Source organism: Acidithiobacillus sp. TH-A67 (assembly GCF_057473545.1).
On the sequence record NZ_JBYCKU010000026.1, the window covers coordinates 12,342 to 25,200 of the forward strand.

The window sequence follows — 12,859 nt, forward strand, 5'->3', positions numbered from 1 at the left end:
TCCCATTATTTGTAGGGCGCGGGGAGGGTGGCGTCAAGTAGACTTTGTACGATCCGGCTGTAGAGAACTGGGCGCAGACTGGCCTAGGCTGCGATAAATCCGCTGGCGTCCATCTCCTTTTGCCCGATACAGGGCCTCATCGGCGTCAGCAAGGGCCGTTTCCAGGCTGGTAGCGGGGCTCCACCCCACTACCCCGGCGCTGAAACTTACTACGATTCCCTGCTGTTTGCCGGTCAGTAGTGGCTGCGCCTGTAGGGAAGTTTGTAGACGCCGCAAAATCTGTATGGCGGTATCGGGATCGGCACCGGGCATGAGAATGACAAATTCCTCTCCTCCATAGCGCGCAATGGCATCTTCAGCACGCAGGCTCTGGCGCAGGAGTCGGGAAAAATGGCGCAGAACTTCGTCGCCGGTTTCGTGACCATAGTGATCGTTGATCTTTTTGAAATGATCGAGGTCCAGCAGGGCAATGCTCAGGACGCCATTCTGCCGTGCCAATCGCGCTGATTCCCGCTCGAAGGCCAGATGTAGTCCGCGACGATTGAGCAAGTGGGTCAGGGGGTCTTCATGCACCAGGAGATTGAGTTGGGAGATCTCTTCCTCCATGTCCTGCACCCGGCTACGGGCAGTCTCCAACTGTGCACGCGCCTCGCGCAGCGCAGTACGGGATTCGCGCAGCATGTCCTGTAAACTGCGGCTGCGCTCGACCAGGCGGCCCACCAGCTGGCGAATTTGCGTTGGATCTTCACTCTGCTCTATCTCCGAGCTCAGGCGCACAAATTCCGCATAGGTTTCACTGCTTCCTTCACTCAGGTTTTCGATATACTGAAAAACGAGTTGCAACAGCTCTTCCAGGGTCTTATCCACGTCGTTCACGAGTACCTGGCGCTGTTCCTGCCGGTAGAGCAGTTCGCTCAAGCCGGAAAGCAGTTCCTGGGCGCGGAGGGCGCTTTCGGGGGGCGCGTCGAATGCCTTGCCCAGGCTTTTGAGTTGTTCGCCAAACCAGGGAGTTTTGGTAAACAGTTCGGCGCTGGAGGAAAATAGCAAGCGCAAAGCGCGGCGATAGATATCCTGAATTTGTTCTTTTTCTCTCTCCTTCTCTTCCAGAAGATGCCAAAGGTTTCGCAGCAATTGGACAAGGTCTTCAGCAGGCGTGGCTGTATCGCCTACAAGCCTGTCGATCGCCTCGATGATGGCCTGCCCTTGATCGTCATTTTCCAACGGAATGGCAAAGCCGGAACGCAGTCCACGAAACCAGATCTGCGGTATGGTAACGGAGCTGTCACCGCTTTCCTCGTCGCAGGCGCTGCCGCGCATCGGCAGAGCTCGCCAGCGCGCGACGAGTTTCGCCATGGCCGCGAAGATTTCTGCGCTGTCCCGCGCTTTTGCCAGAAGCGCTTGGCGCTGCTGGAGCTTCTGTATATGGGCAAGCCCAGCCTGGCTACGATCCCACTCCTGAAGAAAATTGCCAAGGGTTTCCCGCCAATCAGCCGGTAATGCACTCTTGGGCGTGAAGCCTTCTTCAGTGCCAAATAATTTGTGGTAAACGAGGCGATAGTTGTCGGGATCGGCGGACAGATTTTCTTGCAGCAGGGTCTTCAGGACGGAAAGGCCAACCTCTTTCGGATCGAGTTCGGTCATGAGTTACCAGCCGCGCAGCAGAGAGAATCAGCGCGATGATACGGCGGGTTGCTGCTTTTCGGAAGCCCTTGCAAAGCCTAATCTTGCCCTGCCACGTCCCTCTGCTTTGGCCGCGTAGAGTGCTGCGTCGGCAGCAGCAAGGGCAGTTTCGTAGGAGCTATCTGCCGTCAGGGCGGCAATGCCAATAGAGATACTCAATCGAAAGGAGCTGCCATCGTCAAAATATTGGCGACTTGCAAGCAGGCGTTCGCAGAGTCGATTGGCCGTCCGCAGCGCGCAGGATTCTGTCATCCCAGGCAGAATCAGGATGAATTCCTCGCCGCCAAAGCGGTACACGCCGTCGTACGGGCGCAGGGAGCTACGCAGAAAATCGGCCAATACTCTCAAGGCCTGGTCCCCGGCGAGGTGACCATACTGGTCGTTGAAGGCCTTGAAATGGTCGAGATCGACGATCGCGACGCAGACGGCTGCACCCCGCTGCACCATCGCCTGCTGGCGCAGGAGATCCTGCGCCAGTCGGCGGCGGTTGGGCAGGCCAGTCAGCGCATCCGCTTCACTTTGCGCTCGCTGACGTTGGAGCAATGCATTCCAGCAGTCGTTTTGAAAGCGAGTCACCCTTTGCAGGAGTGTCCAGTCGCAGAAGTCCAGTCGGTTTTTTGACGATGCATCGGCGCGTAGCTCATGTAACAGGGCATGACATGCCTGTTCGAGCGAGGACCATGTTCTCCGATCTTCCTCCCGGAGGATTGGCTCTGGATCATGCAAAGCCTGTAAGAGCTTCTGCTCCCCCTCCCGCGTGTCTGCTTGGTCGAGCCACGCAGACCAATAGACATTCCAGGCGTTGATGAGCCGATCCAATGCGGCAAGAACAATGTCCTGATCCTCATCGCGTAGCTGCGGGGACTTCGGTTTTTGCCAAGAGCGCTTTTCCATGAGATTTCCCTTCACCGTTGGTATGGGTCAAAAAGCACAAGTCGTGCCACCTTTGTCAGGAAGGAATTCAAGAAATTCTCCAAGTGTGTCGCTATTCACCTCAATAGCTGACTTCTGCGAGGTGAGGCGTGCTGAACCACTTGCAAGCAGGTGAGAGGTCTGAGGGTGCCGGCGAAGCCGGCAGCAGAAATAATGATGCTTTACCGCTATTCATCTTTGGCGTTGAGCAGACTTTGCGACGGGTGCGCACGCGTGCTGGCTATACGGTGGCCCTGGAGCCCTGGCCCGAGCTCGCCCATGCCGAGCGGATCGTGCAGCATCAGCTACTGCAATTACCGGAAAACTGGACCAGAGAGCGGCAAAATCTTGCCGATCGACTATGTAGATTGCTGTTATTGCGTTTTGCCCATACCCGTATTTTTGCGGATACCTCTGCGTTGGAGCAGTGCCCGGCAATTCTTCTGGCACTCTCTCGGGTATGGTGGGGAGAGGGCATGGCTGTGCGCGGGCAGGACGCGGAAACGCTATTGCTGGGTTAGCGGAAGGGAATGGTTGGGGCTTTTTACGACAGGGATCGACACGGAAGATGGCAGGAAAAGAAAAATCGGGCAAGGGAAAGATCATGTTGCTGGCGGTCATTGCCGTCCTGTTGCTGCTGGTTGCCGCTGGCGGCGCCTGGTGGTTTCTGCTGCGCTCGACTGCGGCGCCAAGCAAGGCGCAATTGCAGGAGCAGCGTGCTCAGCAAACCAAGTTCATCGACCTGGGTGAGCTGGTAACCAATCTGCAAAGTAGGGATGGAGGCACACACTATATCCAGGTAAAAGTCGAGCTCAAGACCTATGACGCCGATCTGGAGAAAAAAATTCAGATCTATCGGCCAGAGATCAGGAATCAAGTATTACAACTGCTTGCCGCACAACAGGCGGACAAGGTCAGCGATCCTGCGGTTAGAGGTCAACTACTGGACAAGATCAAAGCCGATGTCAACCAGATTCTGGAAACCGATGGTGGTGCGTTGTCTGCTCCGGTAAACAGTAAGAATCCACCCATCGTGGCCGCCTATTTCAGTAGTTTTGTCGTCCAATAGGCGGGGAGAAGCATGTTTCTCATCATTGGGTATGTGATTGCGCTCGGCGCCATCTTTGGCGGCTTCATGGCCGAAGGCGGCAAACTCGCAGCGCTCATCCAGCCGTTTGAGGCACTGATGATCATTGGCGGCGCGTTTGGTGCCTTTTTTGCCTCCACTTTTCCCAGAAGTTTCAAGGCAGTTCTCAAGATGTTGCCGATGGCACTCAAAGGTAGCAAATACACTCGCGCTGCCTACATGGAATTGCTGAGCCTCCTCAACGAAATCTTCGGGCGCATTCGCCAAGGCGGACTGATGTCCATCGAGGCAGATGTCGATGATCCGCAGAACAGCGAGTTATTCAAGAAATATCCAACGATTCTGGCAGATCATCATGTGCTGGAATTCCTTACCGACTATCTGCGGTTGATGGTGGGTGGCACCCTTGGCGCCTTCGAGATGGAAAATCTCATGGACGTGGAGATCGATACCCACCATCGGGAACTGGAAGTCCCTATCCATGCCCTGACCCGGACAGCGGACGGCATGCCGGCCTTCGGTATCGTGGCGGCGGTGATGGGGGTGGTCAATGTGATGAGCTCGGTGGATAAACCGCCTGCAGTGCTGGGGGAACTGATTGCCGCCGCCTTGGTAGGCACCTTTCTCGGCATTCTGCTGGGCTATGCCGTGGTATCGCCAATTGCGGCGCGCATGGAAGACCGCGCGGCAGAAAGCAGCAAAATGCTGGAGACCATCAAGGTCTCGTTGCTGGCGACCATGAATGCCTATCCGCCGCAGGTCGCCGTGGAGTTTGGGCGGAAAGTCCTGTATTCCACCGAGCGTCCAAGCTTTCAGGAGCTCGATGCGCATCTGCGCGAAATGAAGGGCAAGTAAGCGATGGCAGAGGGAAAAAAAGACCAGCCGATTGTCATCAAGCGGATCAAAAAGGGAGGAGGCAGCCACGGTGGGGCGTGGAAAATTGCCTACGCGGACTTTATCACCGCCCTCATGGCATTCTTCCTGTTGATGTGGTTGCTGGGGTCCACCACCAAGGCGACGCTGCAAGGGATTGCCAACTGGTTCAAGAACCCGGAGCGTGTCTCGCTCATGGGCGGGCCGGGGACCGGGTCGTCCAATTCCATACTGAATGGCGGCGGCAGTAATCTGAACAAGACGGTTGGTCAGGTGCAGCGTGGTGAGAAACAGCAGGTGTTACCCAGTCCACAGCCGCCGGGGGCCGAGGCGCAGGAGATCGATCGGCATAATCTGGCGCGCCTGCAACAGGAACTGGAGGCACAGATCCGCGAGAATCCAGCCTTGGCCGCGTTTCGTAAACAACTGCTGATCAATATCACGCCCGAGGGCTTACGCATTCAGGTGGTGGATAGCGCCAAAAGACCCATGTTCCCCAATGGCAGTACCGATCTGGAGCCCTATGCGCGTGCGATTTTTGAGGCCATCGCGCCCACCCTCAACACCCTTCCGAACCGGATCAGCATCACCGGGCATACGGATGCCTTGCAGTATCTCAATGGTGGCAAAGGGTACAGCAATTTCAATTTATCCGCAGGGCGGGCCAACGCGGTACGGCAAGTCATGGTACAGCATGGTCTGGCGGAGGCCAAAATTCTGCGGGTGATGGGGATGGGGTCGGCGGTGCTGTTTGACCGTCAGAATCCCGACTCCCCGCTCAATCGTCGCGTGACCATCGTGGTGCTGAGCAACACAGCGGCCGATCGCATCATCAAAAACCAGCAGGCGGTGATGAATGTGAGTGCGCCTTCCTCGGCAAACGATGCGCTGCGCAGTGTCGACGTGGCTCGTTCCTGATTCTCCATTCTCCGATTTTGTTTCCTGTGATACTGTCCCGATAAATCATCGGCAGTGGTCAGGAAGAAATCCGCATGATGGAGCCAGCGCAAGGGAGAAGATCGATGACAGGTGAGCCTGATTCTCAGGGAGGTGTTCTGGTCGATGATGCAATAGTCGAATATCTGCTGTATTTGCGTGAGAGTGGTGGCGCGATTGCCCTCAGCGACTTGCGTCGAGGAATGCATGGGATTGGTCGGGTGGTACGACTCTCTTCGCGGGGCGTAACTATTGCCTGCGAAAATTTCTGTAGCGCGCATGCTAAGGTCCTTGTCGCCCACTATGAGCCCCGACGCTCAGTCCATTTTCTCCTGCAGGAAGGCAAAGAAGAGGAACCGGGTGTTTGGCTTTTCCCCTACCCAAGCAGCATTCAGATCCGTCAGGGGCGCAAGAATCTGCGCTATACCGTCAGCAGTCCCGTCCTCGCGACCTGGTATGACCTGCAGGGGAAGGAACTGGTCTCCGGCGATGTCGTCGATATCGGCCTTGGCGGGTTATTAGCGAGTATTTATGTATCGAGTGAACAAGCCCCAGAGACCAGTATTGGTGAGGAGGGTGATCGCGGCCAGATCGTCCTGCGTCGCAATGACTCCCGGCAATGGAAAGGGCAGGCGGAGCTGCGGCGGCGGGTCCCTCTCAATCCTCCCGCAGAGGAGAAGAGCATCGCCGGCGCTGCCGAGTTTGTCTTGCTCGGATTTGCCTTTCAATTCGCCAATCCGCAGGCCATAAATGAGCTGACGGATTTTTTTCAGGGGATTCTGGGGCCAGTCGCTTGACGCAACTTGCGTGCGTGGCAATTAGTTCTGCACGCTGGGGATGGCGTGCGCCTTGGGAACACGCCGACGCTGGGCCTGCCGCTGTTTGGGCAAGCCAAAGCTTTCCTTGGCAAAACACCAGCCAAAGAGTCCTACCCAGAGCAGAAGCATGACCGATAAGGCAGCGACAAGGGCCGCCGCCGCGGCCTGCTGGAGAATATGGGCGAGATAGCTGATTCCTGCTTGCAGAAGCAGACTGGCGAGCAGAAATACCAGCCAGATCCGTACATTGCGCAATACCGCCAGAAAGCCGGCGAGAAGGGCGAGATAGCCCTGCCGTACCAGCCCCAGTACGACGGCACCCACTGAAAGCATCAAAAATACATTGCCGAGCAGGGTTTGCGCATTCCCCAGGCTGTTGCTGAGGAGATTCTTCAGCCACAAGGGTAGCCTTGCCCAGCCGCTCGTGTGCAAGGTTTTCAGCGTGGCTGCCGAAGAAATATGGTCATCAGCCAGAATCCCCTGCAGGTAATGTTGTAGCGACCAAAGTACTAACAAAATGACAAAGACCAGCAGCGCGAGGACCAGCCCCAGACGAAGCAGGGGCAGCCAGGGCAGATCGCGAAAGGCAAGCAGCAGGTCACGGATTTCCCAGCCTCCCAGTTCCACGGTCATGGCGGTGGCGAAAATGAGGGCGGTTTCCAGACCGGCAAAGGGAATCGTCAGGATCAGTGGCTGGTGACTGAGGTTGATCAGCATCAACAAGCCCGAAAGAAAAATGAAAGCGACGGGCGCCTCCCTTTGTAACGCCCAGGACTCCCGGACCCAGCGCCGGAACCAGCCCGGTGGCACGGAATGTGGCTGCAGGGTCGAGGCCACGCTATTCCTCCCGCTCCAGTACCTGGCTGTGCAGGTGCCCGCGCCAGAGCTGCACATCGATGCGCGCACCCACGGCCACATCTGTGCTGCTGCGCAGAACGGTACCCTGGTTGTCGCGCACAATGGCATAACCGCGCTCCAAAACGGCGGCCGGATTCAGGGCCAGCAACCGCAAACGACGCCGGTCCAGTTCTTGCTCCCGCTGTTGCAGCTGGTACTGGATGTTCAGACGCAGACGATCGCGCAACCGCGCAATATGGTCCAGATGGCGGTCGATAGTTTGGCGGGGATCGATACGGCGCAGGCGGGCCTGGAGAGCAGTCTGGCGTTGTTCTGATCGCATCAGCTGCGCTCGCATCTCCCGGCGCAGGCGGCTGTGCAGCTGCGCGACCTCGCGCTCCTGCTGCTGCAGCGCCGTGAGGGGATTGCGCAGGCGGGCGCGGAGATAGTCGAGGCCGAGGATAGCGTCGCGCAAGTGGCGTTCCATGCTGCGCTGCAGCCGTTGCCGCTGGTGACGAAGCCGCTGTGCCCATTCCTCCCGATCCGGACTGATCTGTTCGGCGGCAGCGGTGGGTGTGGCGGCGCGCCAATCGGCCACGAAGTCGGCAATGGTAAAGTCGATTTCGTGCCCGATGCCGGTCACCACTGGCAGGACGCTGGCATGAATGGCACGGGCGATGCGTTCGTCATTGAAGCACCACAGGTCTTCGGCGCTGCCACCACCACGGGCCAGAATGATGAGGTCTTCCTGAGCGCGCCGATTGGCGTTTTGCAGCGCGGCAACGATCTGCGCCACTGCTGCTTCCCCCTGCACCTGAACGGGGTAGAGTAACAGCTCCAGCAGAGGCCAGCGCTTGGCCAGGGTGACGCGGATGTCGTGCCAGGCGGCCCCCGTCGCCGAGCTGATCACCGCCACCCGGCGCGGATGTTGCGGCAGTGGCCTTTTATGCTCGTTGGCAAAGAGCCCCTCGGCGGCGAGCTTGTCTTTGATGCGCTGAAATTCCGCGGCCAGGTTGCCGGCGCCCAGTTCTTCCATCTGTTCGACGATGAGCTGGAATTCGCCGCGTCCCTCATACAGGGTGGGCTGGGCGAGGACCTGCACCTGCTGCCCGTCGCGCGGGCGCCAGGATTGTAGCCCGTTGCGATTGCGAAACATGGCGCAACGCACCTGCGCCTGGGCATCCTTGAGCGAAAAATACCAGTGCCCGGAACTGGGGCAGGCAAAATTGGAGATCTCGCCCTCCACCCGCAGCGGTGGAAAGTTTCCCTCGATAATCTCCCGCACGGCACTGTTGAGGTCGCTCACGCGGAGAATCGGCAGCGACGTGGCGAACTCGCTCATTCGTCCTCGGTTATCAGGATTTTCCTTGACCTTACGGGGAGCGGGACTTAAGGTCAACCTACACTCGCTAGACAAGGAGGCCGTATGGCCGTGGTAGAACTGACGCAGGATAACTTCGAACAGATCATTACCGGCAACGAACTGGTGCTGGTGGACTTCTGGGCGCCCTGGTGTGCCCCGTGCCGGGCTTTCGCGCCCATCTTTGAGGCCGCTGCCGAGAAGTATCCCGATGTCGTCTTTGGCAAGGTGAATACCGATGAAGAACAGGAATTGGCGGGTGCCTTTCAGATCCGTTCCATTCCGACCCTGACCATCTTCCGACAGCAGATCGGCATTTTTTCGCAGGCGGGCTCCTTACCGGCCAGTGCCCTCGATCAGGTCATCGAGCAGGCCAAGGTCCTCGATATGGAGCAGGTGCGGGCGGAGATCGCCGCGCAGGAAGGCGGCGCGCAGCACTAAGACGCGCCGTGGGACGGGGCAGCCTCGCTGGCTTGCGGTGCTGCCCCGCTCTTGCCGATGCCGGCGGGCTGGATATTGGTGAAGCCGATGACGACCAGAGCTACCATCGCTACGGCCCAGAGTACTAAAAACAAAAACATCAGCAGGGTAGATCGCTTGGGTTTTTTCACGGACTCTCCTCGTTACCAGACATTTACCTGGCGCACGCCAAGGAAATGCATGTTCAGTGGGATCTCGATGCGCCGCGTCTGCTTTTTGAGCTGCTCGGAAAACGCGGTATAGGGGAAGGACAGGCGAATGATCTGCTCAGCCGCGGCGTCGAGCTTGGAATTGCCGGAAGACTGGACCATGATGATGCGCTGCAAGCCTCCCTCGGGGTTGAGTACCACTTTGACCTTCAGGTTACCCACCATCTGACCAGGGTAGTTCAGGTCGCCGATCCGCTCCAACTTCTGAATCCAGCCGGCAATGTAAAACTCGGCGGCGGGGGTTTCCGGATTGTGGAATTTGGGCAGGGCAGGGGCTGCGGTCGCACTGCGTGCGGCGTTGTCCATCTGTTCTTCCAGACGTCCCAGGCTGATGTGCGGGACGGCCTTGCCTGGGGATACTGTACTCGGTGCAGCGGCCGGTTGGCTCGGCGCCGGCTGCTCTACGGGAAGGGCCTGGGTGCTGGAGCGCGGCAGCGGATGGACCTGCGACCGTGGTCGGGGTTGGACCTGTGGCCGCGGCGTGGGCCGGGGGCGCGGTTGCACGTGCGGTACCGGCAGGGCAGGCTGGGCTCTGGCCGGTCGGCTGGGAGCGACCGGCCGGGTCGGTTCGGGCATGATCTGAAAGGTCTTATACTGCTTTTGCTTGCCCTGCAGCGCGAGGTGCTTGGGCGGATGTTGATAGAGCAACAGAAAGAGCAGCAGCGCAATCAGCAGCGTGGCGGGCACTACCCACGGCAAAAGGCTGTCGCTCCAATGCGGCTTGCCCTCGGGCACCAAGAAATAAAACGGACTGCCGACGCTCACCTCACCACCCACAAAGTCTCTTGCAACCTGCGCAGGCTGCAAGATTGAAGCATCCGCTACGCGGAGTAAAGCCGGAGAGACTTTTATTCACATTTCCGCCAAGGGGCAGCAGAGGGCCTCCAAGTGGCTAGCCTTTTCCTGATGGTTTACACTTGACACGCTGTTTGCATCTTTCCCAGCAAAAATGGCAACCATGACCGATACCAGAAACACTTTTCCGCTGCAGGTGGCCGATGTCCATGGGCTGGTTTTTTCTGGGCAATGTGTTTTTCTGGCCTTGCCAGGGGAACTCGGAGAACTGGGCATCCTCGCCCATCACGCCCCCCTGCTGACCATCTTGCAGGCGGGAGAGATGCGCATGCATCTGCTGGATGGCAGCGTGGAGGTCTTGTTTCTGGAGGGAGGATTTGCAGAAATCCTGCCCAGTGGGGTGATGGTCCTTGCCGATCTGAGCCTCCGTATTCCCGACCTGAACCCCGCCACGGTTCAGGAGAAGGTCGCAGAGGCAAAGGCCGCTGTTGCCAGCAGCAAGCCGGGTGAGATGGATTTTCTACGGGCAGAGCAGGAGCTGCGCCGTGAGCTGGCCAAATATCGCGCCCTGCAAAAATATGCCAGTATGCCGCCAGAGGAAAAAGGCGAATATGACTGGCAGCGGCCGCCGGTGCCAGAGCCACCCAAAATCAACCTATCTGCGTTGGAGGATTAATTCCTCTGGCATCCCTGTCAAATTGCGTCCAGTCGCTCCAGTACGCGCAAGGCTGTCTCGATATTTCCCTGTGCCGCCATGATCTGAAAACGGCGTTCTACGTCCCATTCGGCAAGAGCTTGGGTAGCCCATTCCTCAACCAATCGCATACAGACGTATGCATGCGGGTGCGGCTCGGAGTAAAATCGCGTTATGCTGCAAGGCACCAGCACGCAACAGGAGCGCAGACCATGACTTTGCAGTCCGCCCCGCATCCCTTTGTTACGGTTGAAGACTACCTCGCCGGAGAACAGGACGGCCAGGTTCGCCATGAGTACATCGACGGTGTCGTGTATGCCATGACCGGCGCGAGTCGGCGACATGGCCTGGTCTGCGTGAATCTCGCCGCCAAACTTCGGCCACTTTTGCAGTACACGACCTGCCAACTCTTTGCCAGTGACATGAAAGTCCGGCTGGAGATCCACGGCAAAACCCTATTCTATTATCCCGATCTGGTACTCAGCTGCGATCCAGAAGACCGCGAGGACTACTTCACCACCCGCCCCTGTCTGCTCGTCGAAGTATTGAGCCCACACACCGAGCGCCTCGACCGCCGGGAAAAGCTGCTTTCCTACATCACCATCGGCAGCCTGCAGGAATACCTGATTGTGGCGCAGGATGAACCGCGAATCGAAGTTTACCGCCGTCGCCAGGACTGGCTACCCGATGAATATACGGACGGCAGCTTCGCCCTGGATTGCGTGAACACAGAAATCTCCGTGGCCGATGTCTACGAGGGCGTATTTGGTGGATCCCTATGAGCACTGCCAAACGTCTTGCCCGTTATGAAGATCTGCTCGATCTGCCCGATAACGTCGTCGGAGAGATCATTGCCGGTAGGCTGCTGACCAGCCCCAGACCGGCACCCAAGCACGCACGTGCCTCGTCGGTCCTGGGCATCAGGATTGGAAATCCTTTTGATCTGGGAGGGGGTGGGGGCCCCGGCGGCTGGTGGATTCTGGACGAACCCGAGTTGCATCTGGGTACCGACATTCTCGTCCCCGATCTCGCCGGCTGGCGCCGGGAGCGTCTGCCCTCTCTGCCCCAGACCGCGTGGTTTGCGCAGGCCCCTGACTGGGTCTGCGAAGTACTTTCGCCCGCCACCGCCAGCACCGACCGGGTCCTGAAGCTGCCGCGTTACGCCGCCGCTGGCGTTGGTCACTGCTGGCTCATCGACCCTGACGCCCGCACCCTGGAGGCCTACGCCAATCAGGACGGGCGCTGGCTGCTGCTGGGTACCTGGGCTGATCAGGACGTAGTCGCCATCGAGCCCTTTGCCGCCATCGAGCTCGATCTTTCCCATCTCTGGGTGTACTGAACCCGGCTTGCGTACTGAGTGACTCGCTAACATGCCAGATTTTTTGGCTCTGTTTTCAGCGCCGGGATACTTTCTGCCGCGTTCCCCAATATCGTTTGCTCACAGAAATCGGTGCGCCGCAAGACCGCCGCTCCCGGTACCGGCTCCAAGGAAGCTTGATTCGGAGACCGAAAATCACTACTCTATTTTTAGGTATTACCAAGTAATACGAGGCCTGCTATGGCAACATCTCTCAAGGTGGACGACACGCTGAAAAAACGCGTCCGCCACTTGGCCAGCCAGCGTCGTCGCTCGCCGCACTGGATCATGCTCGAAGCCATCCGGCAGTATGTCGAGCGCGAAGAAGCACGCGATAGTTTCCGGCAGGAGGCCTTACACTCCTGGGCTGCCTACCAAGAAACGGGCCGGCATCTGACTGGTGAGGAAGCACGAGCTTGGTTGAACACTTGGGGCAGCGAAGACGAAACAGTGGTTCCTGAGTGCCACAAGTAATTGTCACCGAGGGGGCAGCCGAAGGTTTGGAACGGTGCCGAATGTTTCTGGCCACCAAGGCCAGGGAAGCAGCGCGACGGGCCGGCCAAGCCATCGAGCGGCAATTCCTTCTGTTGGAGACAACCCCTGCTATTGGTCGACCACTCTCGGAAATGCCCGAGCTGCGCGAGCTGGTGATTGCTTTCGGAGACTCCGGATATGTGGCTCTGTACCGCTACGAACCTGTTGAGGATGCGGTATATATTCTAGCATTCCGACACCAGAAAGAGGCTGGTTATTGATCTACCGGAAACCCGATAACGAAGTGTTGCAGCTCGTGCGTATTGGCTCCCGTAGCGAGCTTGGGC

The 12,859-nt window shown here is 58.3% G+C and carries 18 protein-coding genes; 11 read left to right on the top strand and 7 right to left on the bottom strand.

The features are described from left to right. Nucleotides 1-33: 33 nt before the first annotated feature. Both AC2VNM_RS02760 and AC2VNM_RS02765 read right to left on the bottom strand, forming a co-directional pair. Nucleotides 34-1,641, bottom strand: coding sequence for a GGDEF domain-containing protein (locus tag AC2VNM_RS02760; RefSeq protein WP_483189525.1), 1,608 nt, complete (start codon nucleotides 1,639-1,641; stop codon nucleotides 34-36). A 27-nt stretch (nucleotides 1,642-1,668) separates the two neighbouring features. Continuing rightward, nucleotides 1,669-2,574, bottom strand: coding sequence for a GGDEF domain-containing protein (locus AC2VNM_RS02765; protein ID WP_483165372.1), 906 nt, complete (start codon nucleotides 2,572-2,574; stop codon nucleotides 1,669-1,671). 128 nt (nucleotides 2,575-2,702) lie between these two features. Between AC2VNM_RS02765 and AC2VNM_RS02770 the strand changes: the two genes are divergently transcribed. The 5 genes from AC2VNM_RS02770 (at nucleotide 2,703) to AC2VNM_RS02790 (ending at nucleotide 6,285) form a co-directional block, all read left to right on the top strand. After that, entirely contained in the window at nucleotides 2,703-3,113 is a 411-nt protein-coding gene (locus AC2VNM_RS02770) for a hypothetical protein (RefSeq protein ID WP_483165373.1), read from the top strand. A gap of 47 nt (nucleotides 3,114-3,160) precedes the next feature. Next, on the top strand, nucleotides 3,161-3,661 hold the full coding sequence (locus tag AC2VNM_RS02775) for a flagellar basal body-associated FliL family protein (RefSeq protein WP_483165374.1): 501 nt from the start codon (nucleotides 3,161-3,163) through the stop codon (nucleotides 3,659-3,661). Between the two features lie 12 nt (nucleotides 3,662-3,673). Then, nucleotides 3,674-4,534, top strand: a complete 861-nt coding sequence (gene motA, locus AC2VNM_RS02780) for a flagellar motor stator protein MotA (protein ID WP_483165375.1) — start codon at nucleotides 3,674-3,676, stop codon at nucleotides 4,532-4,534. Nucleotides 4,535-4,537: 3 nt separating this feature from the next. Continuing rightward, the gene (gene motB, locus AC2VNM_RS02785; RefSeq protein WP_483165376.1) at nucleotides 4,538-5,470 is read left to right on the top strand and encodes a flagellar motor protein MotB; all 933 of its coding nucleotides are present in this window, start codon (nucleotides 4,538-4,540) and stop codon (nucleotides 5,468-5,470) included. A 104-nt stretch (nucleotides 5,471-5,574) separates the two neighbouring features. Next, nucleotides 5,575-6,285, top strand: coding sequence for a PilZ domain-containing protein (locus AC2VNM_RS02790; RefSeq protein ID WP_483167444.1), 711 nt, complete (start codon nucleotides 5,575-5,577; stop codon nucleotides 6,283-6,285). 21 nt (nucleotides 6,286-6,306) lie between these two features. Here AC2VNM_RS02790 and AC2VNM_RS02795 read toward each other — a convergent pair whose 3' ends face one another. Both AC2VNM_RS02795 and xseA read right to left on the bottom strand, forming a co-directional pair. Continuing rightward, nucleotides 6,307-7,143, bottom strand: coding sequence for a hypothetical protein (locus AC2VNM_RS02795; protein WP_483165378.1), 837 nt, complete (start codon nucleotides 7,141-7,143; stop codon nucleotides 6,307-6,309). 1 nt (nucleotide 7,144) lies between these two features. Beyond that, entirely contained in the window at nucleotides 7,145-8,485 is a 1,341-nt protein-coding gene (gene xseA, locus AC2VNM_RS02800; protein WP_483165379.1) for an exodeoxyribonuclease VII large subunit, read from the bottom strand. Nucleotides 8,486-8,569: 84 nt separating this feature from the next. Between xseA and trxA the strand changes: the two genes are divergently transcribed. Next, the gene (trxA, locus tag AC2VNM_RS02805) at nucleotides 8,570-8,944 is read left to right on the top strand and encodes a thioredoxin (RefSeq protein ID WP_486912826.1); all 375 of its coding nucleotides are present in this window, start codon (nucleotides 8,570-8,572) and stop codon (nucleotides 8,942-8,944) included. Here the strand turns inward: trxA and AC2VNM_RS02810 are convergent. Both AC2VNM_RS02810 and AC2VNM_RS02815 read right to left on the bottom strand, forming a co-directional pair. Beyond that, the gene (locus tag AC2VNM_RS02810; protein ID WP_483165381.1) at nucleotides 8,941-9,114 is read right to left on the bottom strand and encodes a hypothetical protein; all 174 of its coding nucleotides are present in this window, start codon (nucleotides 9,112-9,114) and stop codon (nucleotides 8,941-8,943) included. The two genes, trxA and AC2VNM_RS02810, sit on opposite strands and share 4 nt — an antisense overlap. A 12-nt stretch (nucleotides 9,115-9,126) precedes the next feature. Then, nucleotides 9,127-9,999 (bottom strand): energy transducer TonB, encoded by an 873-nt coding sequence (locus tag AC2VNM_RS02815; RefSeq protein WP_486912827.1) that lies wholly within the window; start codon nucleotides 9,997-9,999, stop codon nucleotides 9,127-9,129. Nucleotides 10,000-10,150: 151 nt separating this feature from the next. On the opposite strand from AC2VNM_RS02815, the gene atpC reads away from it, so the two are divergent. Further along, nucleotides 10,151-10,663: an ATP synthase F1 subunit epsilon gene (gene atpC, locus AC2VNM_RS02820; RefSeq protein ID WP_486912828.1), complete on the top strand. Its 513-nt coding sequence runs from the start codon at nucleotides 10,151-10,153 to the stop codon at nucleotides 10,661-10,663. 17 nt (nucleotides 10,664-10,680) lie between these two features. On the opposite strand, the gene AC2VNM_RS02825 is transcribed toward atpC, so the two are convergent. Further along, nucleotides 10,681-10,812 (bottom strand): hypothetical protein, encoded by a 132-nt coding sequence (locus tag AC2VNM_RS02825; protein WP_486912829.1) that lies wholly within the window; start codon nucleotides 10,810-10,812, stop codon nucleotides 10,681-10,683. An 81-nt stretch (nucleotides 10,813-10,893) separates the two neighbouring features. Here AC2VNM_RS02825 and AC2VNM_RS02830 point away from each other — a divergent pair, with 81 nt between their 5' ends. The 4 genes from AC2VNM_RS02830 to AC2VNM_RS02845 all read left to right on the top strand — a co-directional run bounded on the left by AC2VNM_RS02830 (nucleotide 10,894) and on the right by AC2VNM_RS02845 (nucleotide 12,793). Beyond that, complete coding sequence (locus AC2VNM_RS02830; RefSeq protein WP_486912830.1) at nucleotides 10,894-11,463, top strand: Uma2 family endonuclease; 570 nt, start codon at nucleotides 10,894-10,896, stop codon at nucleotides 11,461-11,463. Next, complete coding sequence (locus AC2VNM_RS02835) at nucleotides 11,460-12,020, top strand: Uma2 family endonuclease (protein WP_486912831.1); 561 nt, start codon at nucleotides 11,460-11,462, stop codon at nucleotides 12,018-12,020. The genes AC2VNM_RS02830 and AC2VNM_RS02835 overlap by 4 nt, the downstream gene beginning before the upstream one ends. A gap of 219 nt (nucleotides 12,021-12,239) precedes the next feature. Beyond that, nucleotides 12,240-12,512: a CopG family ribbon-helix-helix protein gene (locus AC2VNM_RS02840; RefSeq protein WP_486912832.1), complete on the top strand. Its 273-nt coding sequence runs from the start codon at nucleotides 12,240-12,242 to the stop codon at nucleotides 12,510-12,512. A gap of 41 nt (nucleotides 12,513-12,553) precedes the next feature. Then, on the top strand, nucleotides 12,554-12,793 hold the full coding sequence (locus tag AC2VNM_RS02845; protein WP_486912833.1) for a type II toxin-antitoxin system RelE/ParE family toxin: 240 nt from the start codon (nucleotides 12,554-12,556) through the stop codon (nucleotides 12,791-12,793). The last annotated feature ends 66 nt before the right edge of the window (nucleotides 12,794-12,859 follow it).

Coding starts and splice junctions, on each gene's coding strand:
- AC2VNM_RS02760 (WP_483189525.1), bottom strand. CDS start 1,641: ATGACCGAACTCGATCCGAAAGAGGTTGGCCTTTCCGTCCTGAAGACC.
- AC2VNM_RS02765 (WP_483165372.1), bottom strand. CDS start 2,574: ATGGAAAAGCGCTCTTGGCAAAAACCGAAGTCCCCGCAGCTACGCGAT.
- AC2VNM_RS02775 (WP_483165374.1), top strand. CDS start 3,161: ATGGCAGGAAAAGAAAAATCGGGCAAGGGAAAGATCATGTTGCTGGCG.
- motA (WP_483165375.1), top strand. CDS start 3,674: ATGTTTCTCATCATTGGGTATGTGATTGCGCTCGGCGCCATCTTTGGC.
- motB (WP_483165376.1), top strand. CDS start 4,538: ATGGCAGAGGGAAAAAAAGACCAGCCGATTGTCATCAAGCGGATCAAA.
- AC2VNM_RS02790 (WP_483167444.1), top strand. CDS start 5,575: ATGACAGGTGAGCCTGATTCTCAGGGAGGTGTTCTGGTCGATGATGCA.
- xseA (WP_483165379.1), bottom strand. CDS start 8,485: ATGAGCGAGTTCGCCACGTCGCTGCCGATTCTCCGCGTGAGCGACCTC.
- trxA (WP_486912826.1), top strand. CDS start 8,570: ATGGCCGTGGTAGAACTGACGCAGGATAACTTCGAACAGATCATTACC.
- atpC (WP_486912828.1), top strand. CDS start 10,151: ATGACCGATACCAGAAACACTTTTCCGCTGCAGGTGGCCGATGTCCAT.
- AC2VNM_RS02825 (WP_486912829.1), bottom strand. CDS start 10,812: ATGCGATTGGTTGAGGAATGGGCTACCCAAGCTCTTGCCGAATGGGAC.
- AC2VNM_RS02830 (WP_486912830.1), top strand. CDS start 10,894: ATGACTTTGCAGTCCGCCCCGCATCCCTTTGTTACGGTTGAAGACTAC.
- AC2VNM_RS02835 (WP_486912831.1), top strand. CDS start 11,460: ATGAGCACTGCCAAACGTCTTGCCCGTTATGAAGATCTGCTCGATCTG.
- AC2VNM_RS02840 (WP_486912832.1), top strand. CDS start 12,240: ATGGCAACATCTCTCAAGGTGGACGACACGCTGAAAAAACGCGTCCGC.
- AC2VNM_RS02845 (WP_486912833.1), top strand. CDS start 12,554: ATGTTTCTGGCCACCAAGGCCAGGGAAGCAGCGCGACGGGCCGGCCAA.